Here is an 11,448-nt window from a genome sequence, read left to right as displayed (position 1 = left end):
GGCGGCGTGATGTGGCGGTTGCCCCGCGTGCCGGGCCGAGATCGAGAAGGTTTCCCCTTTCTTCTTTCCCCCTTTGTGGCGCCTGTTGTGGTGCTTGCGTGCGTGTGCCCGTCCCCCTGGGTGTGCGCGTGACCCCCGATTGGAGCTTTGCCATGAACACGATGCTGCGGAAGAGCGTGCTGGGTATTGCTGGTCTGGCTGTCACCGGTGGTCTGGTCGCCGGTCCGGTGGCCGCGTTCGCTGACACCGCCCCGGTCAAGTCCGCTCCTGTCGCCGCCGCGCAGGCCGAGAAGCCGGACATGGGCAGGCTGTTGCCGCACGGTGCCCCCACGGGTCAGTCGCATGTCGACCTGGGCGATGAGCAGATCGAGAACACGAAGGCGATCGTCGCGGCGACGAAGAAGGCCGGTATGGACGAGCGGGCTGCGGTGGTGGCGATCGCGACGGCGTTGCAGGAGTCGAAGTTGGAGAACCTGGGTCATCTGGGTGACCGCAACGACCATGACTCGCAGGGTCTGTTCCAGCAGCGTCCGTCCAGTGGTTGGGGCACGGTCGAGCAGATCACCGACCCGGAGTACTCGACCCTGGCGTTCCTCAAGGGTCTGAAGCAGGTCGACGGCTGGCAGGACATGCCCCTCACCGTGGCCGCCCAGACCGTACAGGTCTCGGCCTACCCGGACCACTACGCCCAGTGGGAACAGCAGGCCGCTGACCTGGTCGCCGAGCACTGGAACAGCTGACCCCGGTCGAACAACCGAAGACTTTCCTCTCCAGGGGGAACAAACCGCTGGCCGGCACCCGACCCAGGGTGCCGGCCAGCGGCACATCCACCAGCGACACCCCCACGTCGCAGGCACCCACATGGCAGGCACCCCCAAGACGACCCACTCCACCGGGGCAAGCCTCCGGGCAGACCGCCAGGTCGGGCTGGGGGCGACCGTGCCCGGCGCAGGGATCAAGCCTGACCGCCCGAAGCCGGGTACGGTCGCCCCCAGCCCTCAAGCCCAACCACCGATGCCAGGAAGCAGCCCCAGCTCACCCCACCCGCAACGCCTCGACCACGTCACCGATCACGACCACAGCCGGCGGCCTCAGCCCCGCAGCGGTCACCGCGTCCGCCACCTCACCGAGAGTCGAGTGGACGACCCGCTGGCCTCCGGTGGTGGCCTCCTGCACCACGGCGGCCGGTGTCCCGGCCGGTCGGCCGTGCGTCAGCAGCGCTTGGGTGATCGACGGTAGGTTCTTCAGACCCATCAGGATCACCAGCGTGCCACGCAAGGCTGCCAGGGCGTCCCAGCGGACCAGCGAGTGGGGCGAATCCGGTGCGACGTGCCCGGACACCACGGTGAACTCGTGTGCCACCGACCGGTGGGTGACCGGTATCCCCGCTGCTGCGGGGGCCGCGATCGAACTGGTCACGCCGGGCACCACGGTGACCGGCACCCCGGCCGCCGCGCAGGCGAGCAGTTCCTCTCCGCCTCGGCCGAAGACGTACGGGTCGCCGCCCTTGAGCCGGACCACGGTGGCTCCCGCCGACGCGCGGTCCACCAGAATCCGGTTGATCTCCTCCTGCGTCCGCGACGGGCCGTATGGGATCTTGGAGGCGTCCACCAGTTCCACACCGGTGCGCAACTCGTCCAGCAGCAGTCCGGGCACCAGCCGGTCGGCGACCACCACGTCGGCCTCGCTGAGCAGCCGCCAACCCTTGAGCGTGATCAGTTCCGGGTCGCCAGGTCCCGCGCCGACCAGGAAGACCTGGCCCGGACCATCGGGCGGGGTGCGCGGCGACGCCTGGGGGCCCGGTTCCGTCAACAGCGGATTCGCCCTGGTCTGGAGCAGGGCGCGAATGGCGTCGCGGACACTCACCGCGCGGCGTGGATCGCCACCGCCGAGCACCGCCACGGTGACCGGACCGTACCGGGTCACCGCCGGAGTCCAGGCCGTCGCCGCGTTCCGGTCGTCGGCGCGTACGCAGAAGATCCGACGTTCGGCGGCGGCGGCGCTGATCTCCGCCGCCGCAGCCGGGTCGTCGATGGCGACGTGCACCAGCCAGGCACCGTCGAGGTCCTCGGGGAGGAACCGGCGCGGCACCCATCGCAGCCGCTCGGCGTCGACGTGGGCGCGTAGCGCCGGGGTGAGTTCCGGTGCCACCAGCAGTACGTCCGCGCCCGCGTCGAGCAGGGCCGGAACCCGCCGGGTGGCGACCGCTCCCCCGCCGACCACGACCACGCGCAGGCCGGCCAGCCGAAGGCCGAGGGGGTACGCGTTGGCGCTCACGCCGCTGCTCCGCTTCGCTCATCGGCCTCGCGCGGGGCCGCGCCGCCGACGTTGCTGGTTCGCCGGAGGAACCGACTGTCTCGCTCGCTCACTTCTCGGCCACCCCGGCGGAGTCGAAGGTGGCCACCTCGTGTAGGACCCGGACCGCGCCGGTGACCACGGGCAGCGCCAACAGCGCGCCGGTGCCCTCGCCGAGCCGCAGGCCGAGGTCGATCAGGGGAGTGAGACCGAGCCGACGCAGCGCGACCGTCGCGCCGGGTTCGGCGGAGCGGTGACCGGCGACCATGGCCGCGACGGAGTCCGGCGCGAAGGCCGCTGCGGCGAGCGCGGCGGAGACCGCGATCACCCCGTCCAGCAGCACCGGTACGCGCCGCGCGGCAGCGCCGAGCACGAACCCGGTCAGCGCGGCGTGTTCCAGCCCGCCGACGGCGGCCAGTACACCGAGCGGGTCCGCCGGGTCGGGGCGGTGGCGGCGCAGCGCGGACCGCACCACCTCGATCTTGTGCTGGTAGGTCGGGTCGTCGACCCCGGTGCCCCGGCCGGTGGCCTCGGCGGCGTCCACTCCGGTGAAGGCGGCGACGAGGGCGGCGGCCGGAGTGGTGTTGGCGATCCCCATGTCGCCGGTGAGCAGGATGCCGGCCCCGGCGGCGATCAGTTCGTCGGCGACGCCGATGCCGACCTCGACCGCTGCTCGCGCCTCGTCGCGGGTCAGCGCGGCGGTGACGGTCATGTCCCGGGTACCCCGCCGAACGGAGGCGTCGACCAGTCTCGGTGTGTCCGGTCCGGCGGCGTCCGGTTCGTCGACGGCGACCGGCAGCGGGCCGGCCACCCCGACGTCGATCACCGTCATCGAGGCACCCGCCTGCCGGGCGAAGGCGTTGACCACCGCTCCGCCGGCCAAGAAGTTGCCGACCATCTGGCCGGTGACCTCCTGTGGCCAGGGGCTGACCCGCTGGGCGTGTACGCCGTGGTCACCGGCGAAGATCGCCACCGCGGCCGGGGCGGGCACCGGTGGCGGGCAACTCCCGGCCAGACCGGCGAGGCGTACGGACAGTTCCTCCAGTGCGCCGAGGGAGCCGGCCGGCTTGGTCAGGCGCGCCTGCAACTGCCGCGCGGCGTTCATCGCCGGTTCGTCGGGCGGGCCGACGGCCGCGATGGTGTCTTCCAGCATCATGCCTCCATGATCTCGGCCAGCACCTCGATGAACGCGTCGGTGGTCGCCCGGTCCCGAACTGCGATCCGCAGCCAGTCGGTGCCGAGTCCGGGGAAGGTGTCGCCCCGGCGCACCGCCCAGCCACGCTCCCGCAGCAGGTCACGGATCCGCTGGGCGTCGGAGATCCGTACCAGCACGAAGGCGCTGGCCGGTCGACCGGCCACGCGTACGCCCGGGATGGTCTTGAGCCGCGCGACCAGGTGTTCGCGGTCGGCGGTGAGCTGCGCGGCGATGGCGCGCTCGGCCCGGGCCGCCGCCGGGCCGGCGCAGGCGGCAGCGGCGGCCAGGGCCGGGGTGGAGACTGCCCAGAGCGGCTGTACGGCAGCCAGTTGGCGCAGCAGGTCCGCCGCACCGAGCAGGTAGCCGATCCGCAACCCGGCCAGCCCCCAGGTCTTGGTGAGGCTGCGGACGACCAGCAGCCCGGGTAGGTCCCGACGCGCGGCGAGTGACTCGGGTTCACCGGGTACGCCGGGGGCGGCGGTGGTGTCCGCGAACGCCTCGTCGACCACGAGTACCCGGCCGGGGCGGGCCAACGCGGCGACGTCGGCAGCGGGATGCAGCACGGAGGTCGGGTTCGTCGGATTGCCGATCATGACCAGGTCGGCGTCGGCCGGGATCCGGTCGGGGTGGAGCCGAAAGCCGTCCGCCTCGTCGAGCAGCACCCGCCGCACGGTGTGCCCGGCCGCCCGCAGCGCGGCCTCCGGTTCGGTGAACTGCGGGTGCACCACCACCGGTCGGCGTAGTCCACGCAGTGCCTGGGCGATCAGCACGAATCCCTCGGCCGCTCCTGCGGTGAGCAGCACCTCCTCCGCTGGTCGGCGGTGTCGGGCGGCGACCGCCGCACGTGCCGGGCGGGGGTCCGGGTAGGCGGCGAGGTCGGCGAGCGAGGCCGTGATGGGTCCGGCCAGCCAGGGCGGCGGCGGTGCGTGCCGCACGTTGACGGCGAGGTCGACCAGCCCTTCGGCGACTTCGGCGTCGCCGTGGTGAGCGAGGTCCGGTCCGGCCGGCGGCGCGCCGGACGTCGCGGTCGGCTGACCATGCATGACCGCGATCCTGCCGGGAAGGCGGCGCTCGGGACAGCAACCCGGAGGGTGGGCCGCATCACCACCGATCACTTCATGAGTATTTCTCATGTACGAATCGGAAATGTCATAACTTAGCGGTGTGAGCAATCGACCCCTTGCTGCCGCTGGTCGTCTCGTTCCTCTCCTCCGTGCCGGATTGATCGCCGGTATCGTCGTCGCCGCCGCCGCGTACCCCGTCGTCGCGGTGACCGGGGTCGGCGCCAAGGCCACCGCGCACGCCGTGGAGAGCAAGACCCGCCTGCTGACCACCGCCCTGCCCGCCGAGACCTCCTACCTGTACGCGCCGGACGGCAAGACCGTGCTGACCATGTTCTTCGAGGAGTACCGGCAGTACACCAAGCTGTCGGACATCTCGCCGAACATGCAGCTGGCCATCGTGGCCGCCGAGGACAACCGCTTCTACCAGCACCACGGGGTGGACCCGAAGGGTGTCGCCCGTGCCTTCGTGGCGAACGCCCGCTCCAGCGGCGTCTCCCAGGGTGCCTCCACGCTCACCATGCAGTACGTCCGGATGGCGCTGCGGGACAGCGCCACCAACCCGAGAGAGGTGCAGGAGGCCACCGCGCAGACCCCGATGCGCAAGGTCAAGGAGATGCGTATGGCCGTCGACCTGGAGAAGGAGCTGAGCAAGGAGGAGATCCTGGAGCGCTACCTCAACTCGGCGTACTTCGGGCACCGCGCGTACGGCATCTACGCCGCCAGCGAGATCTTCTTCTCGAAGACCCCCAAGGACCTCACCGCGGTGGAGGCCGCCACCCTCGCCGGGCTGGTCAAGTCACCCTCCCAGTACGACCCGGCCACCTCCGACCAGAAGGACGCCACCGCCCGCCGCAACTACGTCCTCGACAACATGGCACGGCTCGGCTACCTCTCGCCGGACTCGGCCCAGGCGGCGAAGAGCGAACCGATCCGGCTGCGGCTGACCTACCCGCCCAACGACTGCGCCGCCGTGCCCGACGACTGGAACAGCTGGGGCTTCCTCTGCGACTACCTGAAGAACTGGTGGAGCGCTCAACCGGCGTTCGGGAAGAACCGGCTCCAACGGTTGGACAAGCTGCGTCGGGGCGGCTACCGGATCGTGCTCAGCATGGACCCGAAGATCCAGAAGGCGGCGGAGAAGAACGTCGGCACCGAAGGCAACACCGGCAGCCCGTTCGCCAACGGGATCGTGGTGGCCGAACCGGGCACCGGCCGGGTCAAGGCGATGGCGGTGAACCGCAGGTACTCCCTGGACCTGAGCGAGAACCCGCTCAGCTCCAATCCGGAGGCCGGTCCCGACGTGAAGGCCAACTACCCGAACACGGTGGCACCGCTGATGGGCGGCGGCGACCTGCCCGGCTACCAGGCGGGGTCGACGTTCAAGATGTTCCCCATGCTGGCCGCCCTCGACGCCGGCCTGCCGTTGAACACCACCTTCAACGCGCCGCACAGCTACCGCTCCGAGGTCTACGACGGCTGGCAGCCGTCCAACGCCAGCGGCGCGATGAGCGGTACCCAGACCATGTGGTCCGGTTTCGGTAAGTCGGTGAACACCTACTTCGTCTGGCTGGAGGAACAGGTCGGGGCGGAACGGGCCGTCCGGCTCGCCGAGCAGTTGGGGCTGCGGTGGCGTACCGACGTGGACCGCGAGCACGCCTCCCCCGCGAAGGCCAACAAGTGGGGTGCCTTCACCCTGGGCGTCTCCGACGCCACCCCGTTGGAGATGGCCAACGCCTACGCGGCGGTCGCCGCCGACGGGCGCTACTGCGAAGCGCTGCCGGTCAACGCCATCTACAACCGGGACGGCACCCCGGTCATGTACACCACGCCGGGTGGGATCGAACGCGAGGTCGCCAAGCCCCGCTGCCGCCAGGTGGTCAGCGCGGACGCGGCGCGAGCGGCCACCGACGCGGCCCGCTGTCCCACCGGCGACACCCCGGCCAAGGGCAGCTGCGGCGGCTGGTCCACGGCGGACAGCGTGCGTGGCACGGTGGGCCGCCCGGTCGCCGGCAAGACCGGTACCACGGACAGCACCCGTTCGGCCTGGTTCGTCGGCTACACACCGGAACTGGCGGCGGCCAGCTTCATCTCCGACCCCGACAACCCCTTCAACGCGGTGGGCGACGGGCAGTCGCAGATCCCGATCGAGGCGGTGGCGAACACCCTCCGCGACGCGCTGAAGGGCAAACCGGTCCGGGACTTCGTCCCGCCCTCGGACCGGATCGTCGGTTGACGGTCAGGCCGTCGGCGCACCGGCCGGCCCGGCGGCTGCCGCACCCGCCGGGTCGCCCAGGGCGGCACCCGCCGGCCCGGCCGGGCCACCGTCGCCGACCCCGACCGGGACCGTGGCCGGTTCGGCCGCAGCGGCGGCCACCAGCCGCGTCGCGATGCGCGGGTACGCGGCCCAGTGCGGCACGAGCTGGGAGGCGTGTACGCCCCGCCAGATGAATCCCTCCGGAGCGCCGCCCGGCCAGCTCCACGCCGGCCGCTGCCCACCCCGGGGCGTGAGAACCGCCCGGTGCTCCTTGTGTCCGATCACCACCTCGCCCCGCGTGGCGACCACACTGTCACCCTGGGCAGTGGCCTCCCGGTAGCCGACCACCAGCCCGTCCCGGAGGCTGCCGATCGCGTCGATCACCCCGCACATCGGCAACCCGTCCAGCTCCCGAGCCAGCCAGAGCAGACCGGCCCCCTCCGCGACCACCGGCCGCCCGGTGCGGGCCAGCTCGGCGACCGCGATGCAGAGCCGCCGGTTGGCGGAGAGCTGCTCCGCGTACGACTCGGGCAGAGCACCACCGACCACCAGGGCCTTGGTCCCGGCGGGCAGCACCTCGTCGGTGAACGGGTCGAGCGTGACCACCTGGGCACCGGCGGCTGCCAGCAGCTCTGCCGTCTCGGCGTGGCTGAAGCTGCCGCCCGGGCCACCGACCAGCGCCACCACCGGACGGTCGGCGCCAGCGGGCAGGGGTGCGGACACCTCGTCGGCACCCGACGGCGACCACGGCTGCACCCCCAGCGCGGGTGCCGAGCGGGCCAGCCCGAGCAGCCGCTCCAGATCCACCGTGGCGGTCACCGCCTCACCCAACCGCCGGACCGCCCGGGTGGCCTCGCCCGCGCCTTCGAGTACCGGCACCACCCCGTACCGCCGGGACGGCAGCACCGAGGGCAGGTCCTGGCGGCGCAACGCGCCGTAGACCGGTACGCCGATGTCGTCCAGCGCCTCACGCAGCAGCGCCTCGTGCCGGGCTGAGGCGACCCGGTTGAGGATCACCCCGCCGATCCACAACTGCTCGTCGTACGCCCGGAAGCCGTGCACCAGGGCGGCCACCGACTGGCCCATCGCGGCGACGTCGACCACCAGCACCACCGGGCTACGCAGCACGGTGGCGACGGCGGCGGTCGACTCGGTCTCGCTGCGGCCGGTCAGGCTGTCGTACAGGCCCATGCTGCCCTGCACCACGGCGAGGTCCGCGCCGGCCGCACCGTGCGACAACAGCGGGGCGACCCGATCGGCACCCACCAACCGCGGATCCAGCGTGCGCCCCGGTCGACCACTGGCGAGCCCCAGATACGCCGCGTCCACCTGGTCCGGTCCGACCTTGAAGCCGGCCACGTCGAGACCCCGGTCGGCGAACGCGGCGAGCAGCCCGATCGCCAGCGTGTTCTTGCCGTGTCCAGAGGAGGGGGCACTGAGCACCAGACGCGGCACGCCCGTCATCATCGACTCCTCGCGAGCGGTCGGCGTGCCGACCGTCGGCGCGCTCCGCCCGCGTGACGATAGCTGAACCCGACGCCCCACAGGCACCCCTCGCCGCCGCGTCCCGTCCAGGTCAGCCGAGTCCGTGGCGGACCGCCCCCACGCCGGTACGCTCCGCCACCGGACGCCGTCCGTGCCCCGCCCCCACCGACACCACTGCCTACGACGGCCCGGCGGGCGCGCACGGTGACGGCTCGGACCAGTGGCGGCGGTCACACGGGTAATCTCGTGGCGTGTACCGCTTCCTGCTGACGCCCCGCTGGCTGGGCCTTCTCGTGCTGGCCCTGGCCGCCGCCACGGTGATGGTGCTGCTCGGCAACTGGCAGCTGGAGCGCTACCACGGCCGGACGGCGGTCAACGAACGCATCGACGCCGGCCTGCGGATGGACCCGGTGCCGTTGCGGGAGGCAGTGCCCGCGCCGACCGGTGGCCCTGGCACGGTCGGTGCGCCGCCGCAGCAGGAGCGGACCTTCACCCGGGTCACCGTGACCGGCCGGTACGACACGGACAACATCGTCCTGGTGCGGGGCCGCACGGTCGACAGCCGGGTCGGCTTCGAGGTGGTCACCCCGCTGGTGCTCGCCGACGGCACCGCCGTCCTGGTGGACCGGGGCTGGATCCCACCCGCCCCGGGTGGGGCGCTCGCCCAGCCGGACGTGCCACCGGCACCGACGGGTGAGGTGACCGTCGAGGGTCGGGTGCACGCGAGCGAGAGCGGCGACGCCAAGGTGTCCCGCCGTGACGGCCGGGTGGAGAGCCGTCGGGTCTCCGTCCCCCAACTCGCCAGCGAGTTGCCGTACCCGGTACACGGCGCGTACGTGCTGCTCGACCAGCAGACACCGGCCGCCGACCCGGCGTTCCGGGCGGTGTCGATCGGGCATGCCAACAACTGGCAGAACCTCGGCTACGTCGTCCAGTGGTGGATCTTCGCTGCGATGACCCTGGTCGGCTATGGCTGGATCGTCCGCCGCGAGGCCCGTCGGCTCGCCGGAGTGGTCGACGAACGCCCCCGTGACCGGGCCGCCGACTCCGGCACACCGGCCGCCACCTGACCGCTCAACCGGCTGGGCGGCCCGCGTGTATCGCCCGGACGGCGTCGATGGTGTCCGCCTCGGCGGCCGTCTTGTCGTCCCGGTAGCGGACCACCCGGGCGAACCGCAGGGCGACCCCGCCGGGATAGCGCGAACTGGCCTGCACACCGTCGAAGGCGATCTCCACGACCTGCTCGGGTCGGACCCGGACGACCCAGTCCCCGCGTTCCACCGCGAGGCCGAGGAAGCGCTCGGTCTGCCAGCGCAGCAGTTCGTCGGTGAGCCCCTTGAAGGTCTTGCCGAGCATCACGAACCCACCGGTGTCCGGGTCGCGGGCGCCCAGGTGCAGGTTCGACAACCATCCGGTGCGACGGCCACTGCCCCACTCCACGGCGAGCACGACCAGGTCGAGGGTGTGCCGGGGCTTCACCTTGACCCAGGCCGCGCCGCGCCGCCCGGCGTCGTAGGGCGCGTCCGGCGCCTTGACCACCACCCCCTCCTGACCGGCGTCGAGCGCGGCGGCGAAGGCCGCACCGGCCCGCTCGGGGTCGTCCACCTCCGTCCGGCCGACCAGCAGCGACGCGTCGACGGTGCCGTCCAGCGCGGCCCATCGGTCCCGGCCCGGCAGGTCGATCAGATCCGCGCCGTCGAGGTGGAGCAGGTCGAAGAAGTACGGCGTGAGCACGGTCGTGCCGGTCCGTTCGGCGGCGGCACGCACCGCCGGTGCGACCGGTTCCCGCGCGACGGCACCGGCCCGTCGAGCCGCCGCGCTGGACGTCTGCTGGAACGGCAGTGGTCGCCCGGCGGCGTCCAGCCCGATGGCCTCCCCGTCGAGGACGATCTCCCGCGCGGGCAGGTTACGCATGGCGGCGACCACCTCGGGCACCCGGGCGGTGATCTCGTCGAGGCTGCGGGAGAACACGGCGATGTCGGAACCACTGCGATGCGCCTGGATCCGGATGCCGTCGAGCTTCACGTCGACCACCGCGGGCATTCCGGTGGCGGCCAACGCCTCGTCGACGGTGGACGCGCTCTGCGCCAGCATCGGCGCGAGGGCCCGGCCCACCTGGAGCCCGAACCCGGCCAGCGCCGCAGCGCCACCGTCGAGAGCGGCCACCGCCACCGCCCGCAGGTCACCGGCGAGCAGCAGGGCCCGGCGTACGACGGAGACGGAGACACCGGCCGCTCGGGCGATCGCGTCGGCCAACAGCCCGGCCTGGGCACCGTGGCGCAACTCGCCGAGGAAGAGACCGGTCAGCAACCGCTGCTCGTCTGCGGTGGCAGCCGAGTAGAGCCGGTGCACCAGATCCCGACGGCGTGCCTGCGAACCCGCGCCGTGTACCGCGGCGATCTCGTCGATCGCGGCGTCGACCGCCGACACGGTCAGCGTCGGCTCGGCCGCCGGTGGAGGAAGGTCACGCAGGCTGGCCCAACCGACGCCGGTCTGCCGCTGACGCAGCTCACCGGCGAGCCACCCGGAGCCCGCCGCCACCTCGGGCGGATCCAGCCGACGCAGGGCGTCGGCGAGCAACTCGACCTTGGCCCGCCGACCGCTGGTCGCGCCGACGGCCGCCGAGGTGGCAGCCAGGTCCAGAAACCGCACGACCTCATCCTGCCAGCCAGCACCGACAACCGGCGCGACCTGCGCGGGACCGCCGAGCCGCCCGATGGGTCGGCACCCGGCCCGACGGCACCGCTCCCCCGTGCGTCCGGCGTCCGACACCCGACGTCCGGCACCCGGCACCCGGCACCCGGCACCCGGCACCCGGCACCCGGCACCCGGCACCCGGCACCCGGCACCCGGCGATGGTCGGGCGACGCGCGACGGCGCCCGCGCGGCGGGTCGTGATCGGGGCGGCGTGCGACGGCGTCAGGCCGGGACCGGCTCCTCGATGCGCAGCCCACGGGCGCGGACCCCGTCGGCGATGCGGGACAGCGACGCGTCCAGGGCGACCAGGGCGGCGGACAGCTCGCCGAGCTGTTCCTTGAGCGTGTCGTCGGGCCACGCGGAGACGTCGACGTCCCCCAGAGCGATGACGGCGGCCTCCAGGCGGGCCAGAACCTCGTTCGTACGCATGTTCGAGAGGCTACAACAGCCCCGCGTCC

At 72.8% G+C, this 11,448-nt stretch carries 9 protein-coding genes; 3 read left to right on the top strand and 6 right to left on the bottom strand.

The genetic code is table 11. From position 1 onward, the window contains the following. The first annotated feature begins 152 nt into the window (after nucleotides 1-152). Complete coding sequence (locus ACLQ2S_RS20065; RefSeq protein WP_425702294.1) at nucleotides 153-740, top strand: hypothetical protein; 588 nt, start codon at nucleotides 153-155, stop codon at nucleotides 738-740. 295 nt (nucleotides 741-1,035) lie between these two features. Here ACLQ2S_RS20065 and cobA read toward each other — a convergent pair whose 3' ends face one another. From cobA to cobC, 3 genes are all read right to left on the bottom strand, one after another. Beyond that, the gene (gene cobA, locus ACLQ2S_RS20060; protein WP_425702293.1) at nucleotides 1,036-2,277 is read right to left on the bottom strand and encodes a uroporphyrinogen-III C-methyltransferase; all 1,242 of its coding nucleotides are present in this window, start codon (nucleotides 2,275-2,277) and stop codon (nucleotides 1,036-1,038) included. 88 nt (nucleotides 2,278-2,365) lie between these two features. Next, on the bottom strand, nucleotides 2,366-3,448 hold the full coding sequence (gene cobT, locus ACLQ2S_RS20055; RefSeq protein ID WP_155221045.1) for a nicotinate-nucleotide--dimethylbenzimidazole phosphoribosyltransferase: 1,083 nt from the start codon (nucleotides 3,446-3,448) through the stop codon (nucleotides 2,366-2,368). Next, the gene (gene cobC, locus ACLQ2S_RS20050) at nucleotides 3,448-4,533 is read right to left on the bottom strand and encodes an Rv2231c family pyridoxal phosphate-dependent protein CobC (RefSeq protein WP_155220925.1); all 1,086 of its coding nucleotides are present in this window, start codon (nucleotides 4,531-4,533) and stop codon (nucleotides 3,448-3,450) included. The genes cobT and cobC overlap by 1 nt, the downstream gene beginning before the upstream one ends. Nucleotides 4,534-4,654: 121 nt before the next feature. Here cobC and ACLQ2S_RS20045 point away from each other — a divergent pair, with 121 nt between their 5' ends. Next, nucleotides 4,655-6,787 carry a transglycosylase domain-containing protein gene (locus ACLQ2S_RS20045; protein ID WP_309223671.1) on the top strand — a complete coding sequence of 711 codons (2,133 nt, stop codon included), beginning with the start codon at nucleotides 4,655-4,657 and terminating at the stop codon, nucleotides 6,785-6,787. Nucleotides 6,788-6,790: 3 nt separating this feature from the next. On the opposite strand, the gene ACLQ2S_RS20040 is transcribed toward ACLQ2S_RS20045, so the two are convergent. After that, on the bottom strand, nucleotides 6,791-8,272 hold the full coding sequence (locus tag ACLQ2S_RS20040; protein ID WP_425702292.1) for a cobyrinate a,c-diamide synthase: 1,482 nt from the start codon (nucleotides 8,270-8,272) through the stop codon (nucleotides 6,791-6,793). 272 nt (nucleotides 8,273-8,544) lie between these two features. Here ACLQ2S_RS20040 and ACLQ2S_RS20035 point away from each other — a divergent pair, with 272 nt between their 5' ends. Next, on the top strand, nucleotides 8,545-9,363 hold the full coding sequence (locus ACLQ2S_RS20035; protein WP_309223672.1) for an SURF1 family cytochrome oxidase biogenesis protein: 819 nt from the start codon (nucleotides 8,545-8,547) through the stop codon (nucleotides 9,361-9,363). A gap of 4 nt (nucleotides 9,364-9,367) precedes the next feature. Here the strand turns inward: ACLQ2S_RS20035 and ACLQ2S_RS20030 are convergent, their stop codons facing one another. Both ACLQ2S_RS20030 and ACLQ2S_RS20025 read right to left on the bottom strand, forming a co-directional pair. Then, complete coding sequence (locus ACLQ2S_RS20030) at nucleotides 9,368-10,945, bottom strand: ATP-dependent DNA ligase (RefSeq protein WP_425702291.1); 1,578 nt, start codon at nucleotides 10,943-10,945, stop codon at nucleotides 9,368-9,370. Nucleotides 10,946-11,212: 267 nt separating this feature from the next. Next, entirely contained in the window at nucleotides 11,213-11,419 is a 207-nt protein-coding gene (locus ACLQ2S_RS20025) for a hypothetical protein (RefSeq protein WP_155220929.1), read from the bottom strand. Nucleotides 11,420-11,448: the final 29 nt, after the last annotated feature.

This window comes from Micromonospora sp. DT48 (genome assembly GCF_049844495.1).
Classification (GTDB): domain Bacteria; phylum Actinomycetota; class Actinomycetes; order Mycobacteriales; family Micromonosporaceae; genus Micromonospora.
The sequence above is the reverse complement of the archived record's forward strand: the minus strand, read 5'-3'. Positions and strand labels throughout refer to the sequence as shown.

What these genes read in the sequence shown, in the direction of transcription:
- ACLQ2S_RS20065 (WP_425702294.1), top strand. Translation starts at nt 153, where the DNA reads ATGAACACGATGCTGCGGAAGAGCGTGCTGGGTATTGCTGGTCTGGCT.
- cobT (WP_155221045.1), bottom strand. Translation starts at nt 3,448, where the DNA reads ATGCTGGAAGACACCATCGCGGCCGTCGGCCCGCCCGACGAACCGGCG.
- cobC (WP_155220925.1), bottom strand. Translation starts at nt 4,533, where the DNA reads ATGCATGGTCAGCCGACCGCGACGTCCGGCGCGCCGCCGGCCGGACCG.
- ACLQ2S_RS20040 (WP_425702292.1), bottom strand. Translation starts at nt 8,272, where the DNA reads ATGACGGGCGTGCCGCGTCTGGTGCTCAGTGCCCCCTCCTCTGGACAC.
- ACLQ2S_RS20025 (WP_155220929.1), bottom strand. Translation starts at nt 11,419, where the DNA reads ATGCGTACGAACGAGGTTCTGGCCCGCCTGGAGGCCGCCGTCATCGCT.